Source organism: Pseudomonas edaphica (genome assembly GCF_965277385.1).
In the GTDB taxonomy this organism is placed as follows: Bacteria; Pseudomonadota; Gammaproteobacteria; order Pseudomonadales; family Pseudomonadaceae; genus Aquipseudomonas; species Aquipseudomonas edaphica.
The window spans coordinates 2,063,567-2,078,056 of the sequence record NZ_OZ255725.1; the positions used below are offsets into that span (position 1 = coordinate 2,063,567).

Sequence of the window (14,490 nt, forward strand, 5' to 3'; positions counted from 1 at the left end):
GCGTCATACACAAATCCCGCCAGCGACAAAGATCCAATGTGGGAGCTGTCGAGCCCCAGCGAGGCTGCGAAGGCGGCGGCACGGGCGACACATAAGTTGCCTGCCCCACCGCTTTCGCAGCCTCGCTAAAGCTCGACAGCTCCCACAGGGGATCGGCATTGTCGTTTAGATCTGCATTGGCCGACTCTAACTGCCTGCCAGGCAACTCGGGGTGCCGGCCACCAAGGCGTCGATGGCGCAGCGCGTCTTGGCTGGCATGTGTGCGGCCGTCGGCCAGATCACGTGGATCGGCGCAGGCTGGTCGCGGTGGCTTGGCAGTACCGCTTCCAGTTGCCCGCGCAGCACGTAATGCGCAATCAACCAGCTCGGCAACCAGGCCAGGCCCACGCCCGCAATCGCGGCATCGGCCACGGCCTGGAGGTCGTCGAGCATCAACAGCGAAGGCACACCGGGGCGCTGCGAGGTATTGCAGCGGTAGGCAATGCCTCGGTGGGCGGCGAGGTCATCGATAGAGTCGATAGGCCCGACCCGCTGCAAATAGGCCGGCGAAGCTGCCAGCCCAACAGACTGTTCGCCCAGGCGACGCGCACTCAGGCGGTCAGTGTCCGGCAGCGGACCAATACGCACGGCCACGTCGAAGCCTTCCTGTGCGAGATCGATCAGCCGGTCAGAGAACGAGATCTCGATCTCCAACGCCGGGTAACGGTCCATCAACCCCCACAACGCTGGCGCCGCGTAATGATGGCCGAAAGCCAAAGGCAAGCTCGCCCTTAAACGCCCGCGTGGCTGTTGCCGGCCGCTCTCCAACACCGATTCGGCAGCTTCCAGCTCTGCCAGCGCACGCAAACAATGTTCGTAGTACGCCTGCCCATCCTCAGTCAGACGCTGGCGGCGGGTGGAGCGCTGCAACAGGCGAGTGCCCAAGCGCGCTTCGAGGCGCGCCAGGCCTTTACCCACGGCCGAACGCGTAAGGTTCAGTCGTTCGGCAGCCTCGGTCAGGTTGCCGCTCTCGACGACTTGCAGAAAGAGCTCAACACCATCAAAACGCGGAGTGGCCATGCTTAATTGTCGCCCTTAATTCCCTTATCAAAGGAAAACTTATCACGAATAAAGAATTCTGCTCCCGCGAGAATAGCGCTCTCCCCCAAGCAAAAGGAATATCCCATGCCGCCCGCCGCCGCCGTATCCGCCGTCAGTGCCCCGCGCACCGCCAGAGATGGCCTGGCACTCACCGCCGTGTGCCTTGTGGCATTGATGTTCGGCCTGGAGATCTCCAGCGTGCCGGTCATCCTGCCAACCCTGGAACAGCAGTTGGGCACCGGTTTTCAGGATGCGCAATGGATCATGAACGCCTACACCCTGGCCTGCACCAGCGTCTTGATGGCCGCCGGCACCCTGGCCGACCGCTTTGGACGGCGGCGCATGCTGGTGTTGTGCCTGTGGCTGTTTGGATTGGCTTCGCTGGCCTGCGGGCTGGCCAATGAGGCTTCCACACTGATCGCCGCGCGCTTTGTGCAAGGCATAGGCGCCGGGGCGATGATGATCTGCCAGTTCGCCATTCTGTCGCACCAGTTCCGCGAACCGGCGGCACGCGCGCGCGCCTTCGCAGTATGGGGCGTGATCGCAGGCGTGGGCCTGGGCTTCGGGCCGATGGTCGGCGCTTTGATTCTGGCAGTCGCGGACTGGCGTTGGGTGTTCCTGGTGCATGTGCCGCTTACGCTGCTGACCTTGCTGCTGCTGCGCATCAGTGTGCAGGAATCCCGCGACCCGGCCGGCCATCGGCTGGATATCGCCGGCATGCTGACCTTGACGCTGTCGGTGTTCGCCCTGGTGTATTTCATTACTCAGGGCAGCGAAAACGGCTTCGGCAGCCCGGCGATGCTTGGCTGGGCCGGTTTGTCGCTGGTCGGGCTGTTGCTGTTCATCGTGGTTGAGCGACGCAGCGCGCACCCGATGTTCGATTTCTCGGTGTTGCGCATCCAGCGCTTCAACGGCGCGCTGATGGGGTCGATCGGCATGAATTTCAGTTTCTGGCCCTTCATGATCTACCTGCCGCTCTACTTCCAGGCCGGCCTGGGCTACGACACGCTGACCACCGGCGCGGCCTTGCTGGCCTACACGCTGCCGACCTTGCTGGTGCCGCCGCTGGCTGAACGCCTGGCCCTGCGCTTCGGCGCCGAACGTATTATCCCGCTGGGCCTGGGTTTGATGGGCGCAGGTTTTATCGCCATGGCGGCGATCAATGCGGCGCAGCAACCGAGTATCGTCTTAGTGCTGTTGAGCTGTGTGTTAGCAGGCGTGGGACTGGCGCTGACCAACTCACCGACCACCAACACCACCACCGGAGCCGTCTCGGCCGACCGCGCAGGCATGGCCTCGGGTATCGACCTCAGCGCGCGGCTGATCACGCTGGCGCTGAACATCGCCTTGATGGGGCTGGTGCTGCTGCTGGGCATCGGCCATCACCTTTCCAGCCTGCTGCCTGCCACCACGGCGTTGGATTGGCCCACCATCAGCCAGAACATTGCAGCAGGCAAGCTGGATATAGCAGGACTGGAACCTGCGCAAGCCCAGGCCGCGCTGCGCCATGGCGCCGGCTGGGCCATGCTCTTTGCCGGCCTCGGTGCTTGCGGATTGGCAGGCTTGAGCCGGTACTTCTTCCAGCAGCGCCGCTAAACGAAAACGGGCCTGCAGATGCAGGCCCGTTTATTGGGGTTGAAAAAACACTCAGCTATCAGCTGTTAAGCGCAGCCTGTTCGTTTTCCAGAAATTCCTCTTCCAGCTCGGCCTCGTCAGCCTTGGTATCAGGCAGGCTCTGCCCTGCGGCGCGTGGTTTGCCGCGCAGTTTGCCGTACAGATGTTCCAGCGCATGCTCAAGCTTGGTGGCGGCGCCATCGATCGCCTGTTCCAGCGTATCGGCCTTATGCAGGACCGACAGTGGTTGATGGCCCTTTGGCCGTGCTTCCAGACGGCAACTCAGATCGTGGGGGCCGGGCTTATCGCCGTTTTCATCTTTCAGATAGACCTCAACGCGGGTCAGGTCTTCCTCATAACGTTCGAGCGTGCTCTCAATGGTAGTACGTACCCACTCCTCCAGTCGGATGCTGCTTTCAATATGGTTATCGCTATTGACTTGGATTTGCATAGTTCTTCCCTTATTTCAGCTAGCTCGCGAGAGGTCACAACTGCGACACCGGGGTGGTGAAACCATGACCTCTTGATTACACAATTGAGCAGTCAGAAGAACATTTCAACCCCTTTGCAAAGATAAATCCCACATTACAAATTAACCCTGACGACGAACAAAAACGCTGTTAGGGTGGGGAGTTGGTTACATCTTCTTACGCTCAGCGAACCTTACAATTGCCCCTCTCCCAACGGGTGCAATCCGCGAAAAATCCCTGCTTCCTCTACCAGCCAGTCATGCACCGCACGCACACCCGGGTGGCTCAACGCGCCCGGTGCATACAGCAGCACATAACGTTTGTGGTTGGGCACAGCCAGGCCAAAGGGCACGATCAAGGTGCCGCGCTCCAGCTCATCGTTGAGCAAGGTACGCCGCGCAATCGCCACGCCCATACCCGCGATAGCCGCCTCGATGGTCAGGTGGTTGCGGTTGAAGGTGTGGCCGCGCCGCACGTCGGCGTCGTGGTAGCCGATAGCATTCAGGTAAAACTCCCACTCGGCGTATTCATAACTCCCACGCCACGCGGTGATGTCGTGCAACAGCGGGAAATGCACCAGGTCCGCCGGGCCATGCAGCGGCGGCCTCCCGCGCAGCAGGCTCGGCGCGCACACCGGAAAGATCTGTTCATCGAGCAGGGCTGTGGATAACAGGCCGGGGTAGCTGCCGTCGTTCAAGTCGATGGCCAGGTCGAAGTCGCCCTCGTGCAGGGCGATGCTGCTGTCTTCGGCGACCATGCGCAGTTGGATATCCGGGAAGCGCTGCTGCAGACGCGGCAAACGTGGGGTCAGCCATTTGCCGAGAAACGACGGGATTGAACGCAATCGCAACGTACCGCTGATCATCCCCGCGTCCAGCCGCTGCAACTCCGCATCGATGCTGCCGTAAGCCTCGCCCACCGTCGCCGCCAGCCTCTGCCCTTCGGCACTCAACTCCACGCCACGGGCGCGCCGATGAAACAGCCGAAAGCCCAGGCGCTCTTCCAACTGGCGAATTTGCTGGCTCACCGCCCCCGGCGTGATGTGCAGTTCTTCGGCGCAGCGGGTGAACGACAAATGCCGCGCGGCGCAAGAAAACACGTGCAGCCAGACATAGGTCTGGCCATGGAGAGGGCGAGTCATAGCGTTTAGTCCTGCTAAAGGGTGTCTTAGGATAATTCGTTGGTCAGTGCCGATCCAGAGGCTCAGTATCGCGCCAATTCCGCCTGCTCTACAAAACATGGCAGCGATTTCTACTCCATTGCTTGTAAGGCTTTAGCATGGCTATCAGTGTTTTCGATCTATTCAAAGTGGGCATCGGCCCGTCCAGCTCCCATACCGTCGGCCCGATGCGCGCAGCGGCGACCTTCGCCCAAGCCCTGACCGACCAGCATTTGCTCAGTGAAACGCGACGTATCGAAGTGCGCCTGTACGGTTCGCTGTCCGCCACTGGCGTGGGCCATGCCACCGACCGCGCCACCGTGATGGGGCTGATGGGCGAATGGCCAGACAAGGTCGACCCCACCTCGATCAATGCGCGTATTCAGCAATTGCGCGAATCCGGCCGATTGCTGCTCGCAGGCTCGCAGGACATTGCCTTCAACTGGCACACCGACCTCCTGCTGCTCGATGAGAGCCTGCCCTACCATCCCAACGCCATGTCCCTGCACGCCTATGGCGAAAACGGCCTGCTGAGCGAACAAACCTATTATTCGGTAGGCGGCGGTTTCATCATCGAAGCGGCTGAAGCAGCCTCGGGCATCGCGCCTACCAGCGATGTTGAATTGCCCTACGACTTTTCCAGCGCCGTCGAACTGCTGGCCTTGTGCAACAAGCACGGCCTGCGGGTTTCCGAGCTGATGATGGCCAATGAACGCGCGTGGCGCAGCGATGACGAAATCCGCAGTGGCCTGCTGCATATCTGGTCGGTGATGCGCGAGTGCGTGGAGCAAGGCCTGCGCGATGAAGGCATCTTGCCAGGCGGCCTGGACGTGCCGCGCCGGGCGGCGAAATTGCACCGCAGCCTGTTGGAAATCGGCAAACCCAACGTGATCACTTCCACCTTGTCGGCCATGGAATGGGTCAACCTGTTCGCCCTCGCCGTCAACGAAGAAAACGCCGCCGGTGGGCGCATGGTCACCGCGCCGACCAACGGCGCAGCAGGGATCATCCCGGCCGTGCTGCATTACTACATGAAGTTCAACGCCGATGCGTCGGATGACGATGTGGTCAATTTCTTCCTGGCAGCCGCTGCCGTGGGCATTCTCTGCAAGAAGAACGCTTCGATCTCCGGTGCCGAAGTCGGCTGCCAGGGCGAAGTCGGCTCGGCCTGCGCCATGGCCGCTGCCGGCTTGGCCGACATCCTCGGCGCCACACCGGAGCAATTGGAAAACGCTGCCGAAATCGGCCTGGAACACAACCTCGGCCTGACCTGCGACCCGGTCGGCGGCCTGGTGCAAGTGCCGTGCATCGAGCGCAACGCCATCGCGGCGGTCAAGGCGATCAACGCCACGCAAATGGCCCTGCGCGGTGACGGCAAACACTTTATTTCCCTGGACCGGGTCATCCGCACCATGCGCGATACCGGCGCCGATATGCATGACAAATACAAAGAAACTTCACGGGGCGGCCTGGCGGTCAGCTGGGTGGAGTGCTGATCGGAGCACTTCTACCCGCCCCCTACGTGAGCCCGCGCAAAAATAATAACGAGGCAATATCGATGACTGATGTACGTACACCTGCCGCTGAAAACCCTGCTGTTGCTGTAGATAACGTTTTAGATAACACCGTAACCACCGGCTGGACCAAACACGACACCACCTGGATGCTCGGCCTCTACGGCACGGCCATTGGCGCGGGCACCTTGTTCCTGCCGATCAACGCCGGCGTTGGCGGTTTCTGGCCGCTGATCGTGCTGGCGTTGCTGGCCTTCCCCATGACCTTCTTCGCTCACCGTGGGCTGACGCGCTTTGTGCTGTCGGGCAAATCCGGTGATATCACCGAAGTGGTCGAAGAACACTTCGGCGTGGGCGCGGGCAAGTTGATCACGCTGCTGTACTTTTTCGCGATTTTCCCGATCCTGCTGGTGTACAGCGTGGCGCTGACCAACACCCTCAGCAGCTTCATGGAACACCAACTGCACATGGCCCCGCCGCCTCGGGCGATTCTGTCGCTGGTGTTGATCCTCGGCCTGATGGCCATTGTGCGCAGCGGCCAGGGCGTGATCGTCAAAGCCATGAGCGTGCTGGTTTACCCCTTCGTCGCCGCCCTGCTGTTGCTGGCCGTGAGCCTGATCCCCAACTGGAACGGCGCGTTCTTCGCTTCCGCCAGCGAAGGCATGCCGTTGCCGCTGTTCTTCAAGACCCTGTGGCTGGCGATCCCGGTGATGGTGTTCTCCTTCAACCATTCGCCGATCATTTCCGCCTTTGCCGTTGACCAGAAGCGCGTCTACGGCCCACAAGCCGAACGCAAAAGCAGCGGCATCCTCGCCACCGCCCACGGCATGATGGTGCTGACGGTGATGTTCTTCTGCTTCAGCTGCGTACTGGCCCTGTCGCCGGCTGACCTGGCGGCTGCCAAGGCGCAGAACATTTCGATCCTGTCGTACCTCGCGAACCACTTCCAGACGCCAGTGATTGCTTACGCCGCGCCGTTGATCGCGCTGGTGGCCATCACCAAGTCCTTTCTCGGCCACTACATCGGCGCCAGCGAAGGCTTCCAGGGCTTGATCGTCAAATCCCTGCGTGGGCGCAACCGCTCGATGTCGTCCAAAGGGCTGGAACGCTGCACCGCACTGTTCATGGTCCTGACCTGCTGGGCCGTGGCGACCTTCAACCCGAGCATCCTGGGCATGATCGAAACCCTGGGCGGGCCGATCATCGCGTGCCTGTTGTTCCTGATGCCAATGTACGCGATCCGCCGCGTGCCATCTCTGCGCCAGTATTCGGGTCAGGTGTCGAATGTGTTTGTGGTGCTGATCGGGTTGATTGCGCTGTCTGCGATCGTTTTTTCGGTTTTGCCCTGAAATCGAACACAACCCACATCCCCTGTGGGAGCGGGCTTGCCCGCGATAACGGTCTGTCAGTCAGAAATTATTCTGCTGATACACCGCAATCGCGGGCAAGCCCGCTCCCACATGGGCATTGCAGCGCCTGGTAGAGCGCTATACGGCACGCCCCTTGCTCTACAGCTACCGAGGCAAACGGACCTTGTGAAACCTCAGCGACGGAGTGGCCGGTGGTCAGGCAACGCGAACTAAACCAGGCACCGGTCGTCAATGACTGCATGTTCTTATCAGGCGGTAACGCACCATGGACAATCCTTTTCAGATCATCACTGACACCTTCACGCCCACCTACCGCGTCAACCTGAGCATCCAACGGCTCGACGGCAGCATCATGCTCACCCTCTCGGACGAGACGGGCGTGGTGGCCAAACGCATGATCAGCGCCGAACAACGCAACGACCCGCAACGACTCAAGCGCCTGGTGCAAAGCATTCAGTTCGGCATCGCCATCGAACAGGGCCACAGCGCCATGGAGATTCTGGCGGTGATGACGGACGGCGACAGCCACAAATTATTGCAGCCACCGCCCGCCCGCACCTTGCCCTTCAGCGTCGGGCTTTAAAGCTCGCCCTTCTCGGTTTCCAGGCTCGCCTCGCCCTTGCGACGCGGGCCTTCGACCTTCACCGACGGGAACGCCGACGAGGCGTAGCGCACCACCAGAATCGAGAACGCCAGCAACAGAATGCCGCCGCACAGGTAGATGATGCCGATGTCCGGCGGGTTGTGGTGCGACACGTTGGAGATCAGCAGGCGCGTCAGCGCGGTGATTGCCACGTAGATCAGGAAGCGCACGGGCATGTGGTTGGTCTTGAAATAAATCCCGACCATTGCGCCCAATTCCAGGTAGATGAACAGCAGCAAGATGTCATCGATCTTGATGTGCCCCGTCTCCAGCATCCCCAGAAACTCCATCACCGCCGCCCAGGCCGTCACCGCACCAATGGCGAACAACGCCAGGTAGTGGAACGTCTCGACAAACAGATTGCCCAGCGACTCGGCCAGCCCATGGACTTGCTGACGCAGCTTTTCGGCCCAGTTAATTTTCACGATGAAGCTTCCTTAGGTCGATTCGACCGGATATTGCGGGTTAGACGTGACGGTTGTTCTGCATGCAGAAAAAAGGCCAGCGGCAGGTATAAGATGATGGCGGGGTGACATGAGGCACTGCAAACCCCTATTTACCGGCTACATTAAAAAACTGCTACCCAAACCCCGTGGTTTGGCTTACCCTTTTTACTGTATATGAATACAGTAGTCGCATAAGACAACTATCGTGAAGGCATGTGAGGTGGTGAATGGCCGTCGAAGTGGTATACCGCAGCAGCCGAGATCTGGAGCGTTTGTTCATGGATAAAGCCGAAGCTGATCGTCATGACAAGATGCTTGAACTCGCTGAGTTGCTGGCAGAAGTGTTGCAAAAAGCCGTGCCGTCCCTGAGCGAGCAGCAGGTGGAAGAAGCCGGGATCTACATGGCGAAGAATCGCGATGTGTTTGCCAAGGCGTTCAAGAGCCAGCCGGATGCATTGTCCGAGTTGCTGAACCCGGCGGCAGAGTAAAGCCCGAATTGAACAGGCCCTGAATCATTGATTCAGGGCCTTTTTAATGCCTGGATTATTTATAGAGCAGGCGCTCGGCCAGTTCATCGGCCACCCGTGCAGGGGAGCGTTTTTCGGCCTGGGCGTGGGCAAAGATCTCGGTGAGGCGTGTGCCGATATTTGACAGGTGCGCGGTGATACCTGGCAGCTCGGTGCCGGCGTGTTTGAGGGCGACGTAGATCAGGCCGCCGGAGTTGATCACGTAGTCCGGGGCGTAGAGGATGCCGCGTCCCTCTAACTGGTCGGCGATGTCCAGGCTGCTCAGTTGCGCGCTGGCGGAGCCCGCCACGGCAGCGCAGCGCAATTGGCCGACCGTGTGGCGATTGAACACCGCGCCCACACCGCACGGCGCCAGGATGTCACAGGGTGTGCTGAGCAACGCATCGTTGGCGATAGGGTGTGCGCCCAACTGCTCCATGGCCAATTGCACCTTGCCGTGATCGATGTCGCTGACCAACAGTTCGGCGCCCGCCGCGTGCAGCTGTTCGGCCAGGGCATAACCGACATTGCCCAGGCCCTGGATCGCGACGCGCAAACCTTCGAGGTTATCGCTGCCCAGGCGCGCCATGGCAGTGGTGCGGATGCCGGTGAACACGCCCATGGCGGCATGCGGTGCCGGGTCGCCGGCGGCCGTGGTGCTGGTGACAAAACGGGTGTGTTGGGCGATGCAGTCCATGTCGGCAACGCTGGTGCCGCTGTCGATCGAGGTCACAAAACGGCCGTCGAGTTTTTCAATGCAACGGCCAAACGCTTCAAACAGCGCGGCGCGGCTTTCCACGTGCACGGGGCGGATAATCACCGCCGTGCCACCGCCCACCGGCAAGCCGGCCAGGGCGGCTTTGTAGCTCATGCCTTGGGCCAGGCGCGCGGCATCGGCTACGGCACTTTCATCGTCGGGGTAAGCAAGATAACGGCAACCGCCCAAGGCAGGGCCGAGGCGGCTGCTGTGGATGGCGATGACGGCCTTCAACCCGGTGACCGGGTCGATGCTCAGGTGCAGCGATTCAAGGCGGGTGCTGTGCATAAGCGCAAACATCGTCAGGCTCCCGAATCACTTCTGGTAGAGGCCCCAGTATAGGCTTGCGGTAGAAAACTGCTGAATCACGCTGGAATAAGCCGCCAGGTTTCGTAGGCATCACGACATAAGCACGCAGGACATTTCTTAAGTTACTGGACGAAAATTCACAGCAAGGCTAAAACGTGGGCATCCGCCGGAGAATGCAATGAATCCCCGCAAAGCCTTTTTCGCCTGCCTGGACCGCTCACCGCCTGCGCTGTTTGAAGCTGCGTTGTGGATGGCGGCTGAACACGATCCGAGCGTGCAACCCGTGCTGATCCTGCAAGACCTGACCTTGCTGCAACAACAGGTCAGCGTCGGTATGCCCATGCTGCCAGCGGATGAGCTCGGCCAGCCGTTGCTGCGGCGCATGAATGACTTGGGGTTTGCCCAGGATGACTCCACACCGCTGCGCCCCGCCGCCGCGCTGCTCGACAAGGTGCTGCAGCGCAAACGCGGCCAGCCCTTGGCCATGGGCCTGATCGCGCTGGAGCTGGCGCGGCGCCTGGATATCCCCATGGTGGGGGTTAATTTCCCCGGCCATTTCCTGCTGCGAGTGCCCGGTGCCGACCACCTCTTGGACCCCTGCGGCGGCCGGCGCCTGTACCCCAACGACTGCCGCGAGCTGTTGCACCGCCAGTACGGGCCAAACCTCAAGTTGCAGGCCGAGCACCTGCTCACCGCCGAACCGCGCGCGATACTGCAACGGCTGTCACGTAACCTGCGCCAACTGCACCTGGCCAATGACCACCCGCTGTCGGCCCTGATTGATGCCGAGCGCGTGCTGGAGTTGGGCAACGCCAGCGCTGCGGATTACCTGGCGCGGGCCAGCCTTTACCAGCGCCTGGACTGCCCGAGCGCCGAGCGCTTTGACCTCGAACACGCACTGCTGCTCAGCGAAGACCCGATCCAGCGCCTGCGCCTGACCGAGCGGCTGGGGCATTTGCCGCCTAACACCGTGGTGCACTGACATACTTATTTTTGGCGATCAGGATTTATTGTGGCGAGCGGGCTTGCCCCGCGTTGGGCTGCGCAGCAGCCCCAAGACAGTCACCGCATTTCTCCAGACACACCGCAGTGGCAGGTTTTGGGGCCGCTTCGCAGCCCAACGCGGGGCAAGCCCGCTCGCCACAACAAGCCAGCTCCCACATTTGATCTGCGTTGAATCAATGATTGGCCGGCGCCTTGAGGATATCGATGTGCAACGGGCCCTGCGGCGCGTTGGAGCCAGGCGAGCGCACTTGAATGATCAGCAGCGCCGCAATCACCGCCGGAATCGCGCAGAAGAAGAAAATCTGCTCCACCGGAATATGCATCGCCAGCAACATGCCGCCAAACAACGGCCCCAGGATTGAACCAAAGCGCCCCACGCCCAACGCCCAGCCAGTGCCGGTAGCACGCACATGCGCCGGATAGAAGTTGCTGGCGAAGGCGTTGAGGGTCAGTTGCCCACCAATAATGCAGAAGCCGGCCGCGAACACGCAGGCCACCAGATAACGCGGGTTGTCGTGGTTCAGCCCGAGCAAAATCGTGCACACCGCAGCCGCCGCCAGCACGCCGGATAGCAGCCGCACTTTGCTTTTCAGGCGGTCGGCAAACCAGGCCATGCCGATGGCGCCCAAAGTGCCGGCAAACAGGAACATCGAGGTCACAAGGTTCGCTTGCTTCAACGTCAGGCCGCTTTCCAGCAACAGCGTCGGCAGCCAGCTGATCATGAAATACAGCAGGATCAGGCTGACAAAAAAAGTGGCCCAAATCAGTATGGTCGGACGCGCGTAGCCGTTGCGAAACAGCTCCACCACTGTGAGTTTGCTGCCCTGCTCCTGAAGATTCTCTGCCTCGCTCGCCAGCGGCGGCTGCCAGTCGGGCAGCATGCGCGCCGTAACCTTATGCAGTCGCGCATACGGCGGCGCATCCCGCAGCAAACGCGGCAAGGATTCCGGCAGCAACCACACCAGGAAGGGGAACAGCAGCAACGGCGTCACCCCGCCTGCCAGAAACACCGCCTGCCAGCCGTAGCCTTCGATAAAACCTGCGGCTACAAACCCACCCGCCGCGCCACCGAACGAGAAGCCGCAGGCGGCCAGGGTCACCATCAAGGTGCGCATGCGCGGCGGGGAATATTCCGACATCAACGCCATGGCGCTGGGCATCGCGCCGCCCATGCCAATGCCGCAGATAAACCGCGCGGCCATCAGTGTGGTCAGGGAGTTGGCGAACACCATCAGCACGGTGAGGCTCGCGTAGATCAGCACGCAGGCGAGCAGGATACGGCGCACACCAAAGCGGTCGGCCAGCGGCGTTACCAATAACGAACCCAGGGTCAGGCCCAACAGGTTGGCGCTGAATACCGGGCCGAACGCGGCTTTTTCCAGCCCCCAATCCTTGGCCAATGCCGGCACTACGTAGCCCAGCACCTGGGCGTCATAGCCGTCGGTTACCAGCAGCAACGCCAGCAACAGGAGAATCAACCACTGGTAGCGCGACACCGGACGGGCGTCGAGTGCCGCGCGAAAGCTGGCAATCTGATTGTGCATCGCAAGGTACCTGTTATTTTTATAAGGATGACGCGGATCAAACTGTGGGAGCTGGCTTGCCTGCGATGACGGTGTGTCAGCCAGTGAATGATCAACTGATAGACCGCTATCGCAGGCAAGCCAGCTCCCACATTGATTTAGGGTGTGTCGGGTTGGTTGGCCGGATGCGCTTGCACAAATGCCGGATGCTGCGCCGCCAGCGCCGCCACGCGTCCAATGTGTGGGTACGCGCCCAACGGCACCTTGAAACGCTCAGCCGCGTACAACTGCGGGATCAGAAACGCATCCGCGATCCCCGGCTGGTCACCAAAACAAAAGCCTTCATCCCCAATCAACTGCTCCACCGCGCCCAGGCCCTGGCTGATCCAATGCCCGATCCACTCGAGCACTTGCGCCTCGTCATGCCCCCATTTGCGCAGCAGGTTTTGCGTGCTGGAGTTGTGCAGCGGATGTATATCGCAGCCAATGATCGACGCCACCGCGCGCTCATGGGCGCGGGTCGCCAAGTCCTTGGAGAGTAGCGGCGCCTGTGGATAACACTCTTCCAGGTACTCAATGATTGCCGGTGATTGAATCAACAGTTCACCCTCATCGGTACGCAGCGCCGGCACGCGGCCCTGCGGGTTGATCGCCAGGTAAGCCGGCTGGCGATTCGCACCGCCCGGCGGCACCAGCAGGTTCACCGGCACGGCGGTAAAGTCCAGCCCCTTGAGTGCCAGGGCGATACGCACCCGGTACGACGCCGTAGAACGGTAGTAGGTATAGAGTTCCATCGCCCTGCCCTCTTAGCGTGCTGCGATCACAGTGCCACGGCATTCGCCGAAACCGATGGAGGCAAACCCCTCACGGCTGCAACGGGCGCGCAGGATGATTTCGTCACCATCTTCAAGGAACTTGCGCACCTCGCCGGAGGCCAGTTCAATCGGCTTTTTGCCGCCTTCGGTAATTTCCAGCAGGCTGCCGAACTGCCCCGGCTGCGGCCCGGACAAAGTGCCCGAACCAAACAGGTCACCGGCCTGCAACTGGCAGCCATTGACGCTGTGGTGAGCAACCATTTGCGCTACGGTCCAGTACATGTGCTGGGTGTTGCTCAGGGTCAGGCGGTGTTCCGGCAAGTTTTGCTCGCGCATCGCGGCGGTGGTCAGCAGCACTTCCAGTTCGATGTCGAAACCGCCAGCGGCCTGGTCACGCGTGTCCAGCAGGTAAGGCAGCGGCTGCGGGTCACCTTCGGGGCGCGCCGGCTGGGCTTTGCGAAACGGCTCCAGGGCTTCGGCGGTGACCACCCACGGCGAAATGCTGGTGATGAAGCTTTTCGACAGGAACGGGCCGAGCGGCTGGTATTCCCAGGCCTGGATATCCCGCGCCGACCAGTCGTTGAGCAGGCAGAAACCGGCGATATGCTCGGCGGCGTCGCCAATGGCAATCGAGTCGCCCATGGCATTGCCCTGGCCGATCCAGATGCCCAGTTCCAACTCATAATCCAGGCGCGCGCACGGGCCGAAGGTGGGCTCGGTGTGGCCGGCCGGCAGCGTCTGGCCTTTAGGCCGACGTACGTCCGTGCCCGAGGGGCGAATGGTCGAGGCGCGGCCGTGATAGCCAATCGGCACGTACTTGTAGTTGGGCAGCAACGGGTTGTCGGGACGGAACAGTTTGCCGACGTTTTGCGCGTGTTCGATGCCCACATAAAAGTCGGTGTAATCACTGATTTTTGCCGGCAGATGCATCTGGCAATCAGCCGCGCGGTGCAGCACCTGCGCCTCACGGGTGTGCAGCTTGCTGCCTTCGGCGAGTAGCTCCAGCAGGCGCTCGCGCAAGGCTACGCGCGGGCCACGGCCGAGTTCAAAAAACGCGTTCAGTTGACCACCGGCAGTGGCTTCAACGGCACGCCGTGCTTCACCTTCGAACTCATCCAGCGCGGCGTGCAGGTCGAGAATCGAATCGCCAATCGCCACGCCACTGCGCGGCGCCGAGCCATTGATGCTGAACACGCCCAGCGGCAGGTTCTGCAAGGGGAAATCGCGGTGGCCGTTGGCGGAGGCTACCCAGCTGCGGGCAAGTGTTGGCTGAGTCATG

Annotated in this window: 14 protein-coding genes; 6 read left to right on the forward strand and 8 right to left on the reverse strand. The window is 61.3% G+C overall.

Annotation, left to right across the window (positions count from 1 at the left end):
* Positions 1-186: 186 nt before the first annotated feature.
* Positions 187-1,059 (reverse strand): LysR family transcriptional regulator, encoded by an 873-nt coding sequence (locus ACQY47_RS09325; protein WP_138452567.1) that lies wholly within the window; start codon positions 1,057-1,059, stop codon positions 187-189.
* A gap of 105 nt (positions 1,060-1,164) precedes the next feature.
* Between ACQY47_RS09325 and ACQY47_RS09330 the strand changes: the two genes are divergently transcribed.
* On the forward strand, positions 1,165-2,676 hold the full coding sequence (locus tag ACQY47_RS09330; RefSeq protein ID WP_428556988.1) for an MFS transporter: 1,512 nt from the start codon (positions 1,165-1,167) through the stop codon (positions 2,674-2,676).
* 58 nt (positions 2,677-2,734) lie between these two features.
* Here the strand turns inward: ACQY47_RS09330 and ACQY47_RS09335 are convergent, their stop codons facing one another.
* Positions 2,735-3,145 (reverse strand): HPF/RaiA family ribosome-associated protein, encoded by a 411-nt coding sequence (locus ACQY47_RS09335; RefSeq protein ID WP_017135168.1) that lies wholly within the window; start codon positions 3,143-3,145, stop codon positions 2,735-2,737.
* A 212-nt stretch (positions 3,146-3,357) separates the two neighbouring features.
* The gene (locus ACQY47_RS09340; protein ID WP_017135169.1) at positions 3,358-4,305 is read right to left on the reverse strand and encodes a LysR substrate-binding domain-containing protein; all 948 of its coding nucleotides are present in this window, start codon (positions 4,303-4,305) and stop codon (positions 3,358-3,360) included.
* A gap of 137 nt (positions 4,306-4,442) precedes the next feature.
* Between ACQY47_RS09340 and ACQY47_RS09345 the strand changes: the two genes are divergently transcribed.
* From ACQY47_RS09345 to ACQY47_RS09355, 3 genes are all read left to right on the forward strand, one after another.
* A complete protein-coding gene (locus ACQY47_RS09345; protein WP_099548465.1) occupies positions 4,443-5,819 on the forward strand; it encodes an L-serine ammonia-lyase in 1,377 nt (458 codons plus the stop codon).
* Between the two features lie 62 nt (positions 5,820-5,881).
* Positions 5,882-7,186: a serine/threonine transporter gene (locus ACQY47_RS09350; RefSeq protein WP_428556989.1), complete on the forward strand. Its 1,305-nt coding sequence runs from the start codon at positions 5,882-5,884 to the stop codon at positions 7,184-7,186.
* 286 nt (positions 7,187-7,472) lie between these two features.
* Positions 7,473-7,790: a DUF3509 domain-containing protein gene (locus ACQY47_RS09355; RefSeq protein WP_099548463.1), complete on the forward strand. Its 318-nt coding sequence runs from the start codon at positions 7,473-7,475 to the stop codon at positions 7,788-7,790.
* Here the strand turns inward: ACQY47_RS09355 and ACQY47_RS09360 are convergent.
* Entirely contained in the window at positions 7,787-8,275 is a 489-nt protein-coding gene (locus ACQY47_RS09360) for a phosphate-starvation-inducible protein PsiE (protein ID WP_017135172.1), read from the reverse strand. The genes ACQY47_RS09355 and ACQY47_RS09360 overlap by 4 nt on opposite strands.
* Before the next feature lie 248 nt (positions 8,276-8,523).
* Here ACQY47_RS09360 and ACQY47_RS09365 point away from each other — a divergent pair, with 248 nt between their 5' ends.
* Positions 8,524-8,784 carry a YebG family protein gene (locus tag ACQY47_RS09365; protein WP_003188807.1) on the forward strand — a complete coding sequence of 87 codons (261 nt, stop codon included), beginning with the start codon at positions 8,524-8,526 and terminating at the stop codon, positions 8,782-8,784.
* Between the two features lie 55 nt (positions 8,785-8,839).
* On the opposite strand, the gene ACQY47_RS09370 is transcribed toward ACQY47_RS09365, so the two are convergent.
* The gene (locus ACQY47_RS09370; RefSeq protein ID WP_428556990.1) at positions 8,840-9,859 is read right to left on the reverse strand and encodes a Glu/Leu/Phe/Val dehydrogenase dimerization domain-containing protein; all 1,020 of its coding nucleotides are present in this window, start codon (positions 9,857-9,859) and stop codon (positions 8,840-8,842) included.
* A 187-nt stretch (positions 9,860-10,046) separates the two neighbouring features.
* Here ACQY47_RS09370 and ACQY47_RS09375 point away from each other — a divergent pair, with 187 nt between their 5' ends.
* The gene (locus ACQY47_RS09375; RefSeq protein ID WP_169986956.1) at positions 10,047-10,850 is read left to right on the forward strand and encodes a SirB1 family protein; all 804 of its coding nucleotides are present in this window, start codon (positions 10,047-10,049) and stop codon (positions 10,848-10,850) included.
* 196 nt (positions 10,851-11,046) lie between these two features.
* Here ACQY47_RS09375 and ACQY47_RS09380 read toward each other — a convergent pair whose 3' ends face one another.
* The 3 genes from ACQY47_RS09380 to fahA all read right to left on the reverse strand — a co-directional run bounded on the left by ACQY47_RS09380 (position 11,047) and on the right by fahA (position 14,489).
* Entirely contained in the window at positions 11,047-12,417 is a 1,371-nt protein-coding gene (locus ACQY47_RS09380; protein ID WP_428556991.1) for an MFS transporter, read from the reverse strand.
* A gap of 137 nt (positions 12,418-12,554) precedes the next feature.
* Positions 12,555-13,190, reverse strand: a complete 636-nt coding sequence (gene maiA, locus ACQY47_RS09385; protein ID WP_428556992.1) for a maleylacetoacetate isomerase — start codon at positions 13,188-13,190, stop codon at positions 12,555-12,557.
* A 12-nt stretch (positions 13,191-13,202) separates the two neighbouring features.
* Positions 13,203-14,489, reverse strand: a complete 1,287-nt coding sequence (gene fahA, locus ACQY47_RS09390; RefSeq protein WP_428556993.1) for a fumarylacetoacetase — start codon at positions 14,487-14,489, stop codon at positions 13,203-13,205.
* Position 14,490: the final 1 nt, after the last annotated feature.

Excerpts from the sequence above, each read along its gene's own strand:
- ACQY47_RS09350 (WP_428556989.1), top strand. The coding sequence starts at position 5,882 with ATGACTGATGTACGTACACCTGCCGCTGAAAACCCTGCTGTTGCTGTA.
- ACQY47_RS09335 (WP_017135168.1), bottom strand. The coding sequence starts at position 3,145 with ATGCAAATCCAAGTCAATAGCGATAACCATATTGAAAGCAGCATCCGA.
- ACQY47_RS09330 (WP_428556988.1), top strand. The coding sequence starts at position 1,165 with ATGCCGCCCGCCGCCGCCGTATCCGCCGTCAGTGCCCCGCGCACCGCC.
- ACQY47_RS09375 (WP_169986956.1), top strand. The coding sequence starts at position 10,047 with ATGAATCCCCGCAAAGCCTTTTTCGCCTGCCTGGACCGCTCACCGCCT.
- ACQY47_RS09355 (WP_099548463.1), top strand. The coding sequence starts at position 7,473 with ATGGACAATCCTTTTCAGATCATCACTGACACCTTCACGCCCACCTAC.
- ACQY47_RS09365 (WP_003188807.1), top strand. The coding sequence starts at position 8,524 with ATGGCCGTCGAAGTGGTATACCGCAGCAGCCGAGATCTGGAGCGTTTG.
- ACQY47_RS09325 (WP_138452567.1), bottom strand. The coding sequence starts at position 1,059 with ATGGCCACTCCGCGTTTTGATGGTGTTGAGCTCTTTCTGCAAGTCGTC.
- fahA (WP_428556993.1), bottom strand. The coding sequence starts at position 14,489 with ATGACTCAGCCAACACTTGCCCGCAGCTGGGTAGCCTCCGCCAACGGC.
- ACQY47_RS09370 (WP_428556990.1), bottom strand. The coding sequence starts at position 9,859 with ATGTTTGCGCTTATGCACAGCACCCGCCTTGAATCGCTGCACCTGAGC.
- ACQY47_RS09340 (WP_017135169.1), bottom strand. The coding sequence starts at position 4,305 with ATGACTCGCCCTCTCCATGGCCAGACCTATGTCTGGCTGCACGTGTTT.
- ACQY47_RS09380 (WP_428556991.1), bottom strand. The coding sequence starts at position 12,417 with ATGCACAATCAGATTGCCAGCTTTCGCGCGGCACTCGACGCCCGTCCG.
- maiA (WP_428556992.1), bottom strand. The coding sequence starts at position 13,190 with ATGGAACTCTATACCTACTACCGTTCTACGGCGTCGTACCGGGTGCGT.
- ACQY47_RS09345 (WP_099548465.1), top strand. The coding sequence starts at position 4,443 with ATGGCTATCAGTGTTTTCGATCTATTCAAAGTGGGCATCGGCCCGTCC.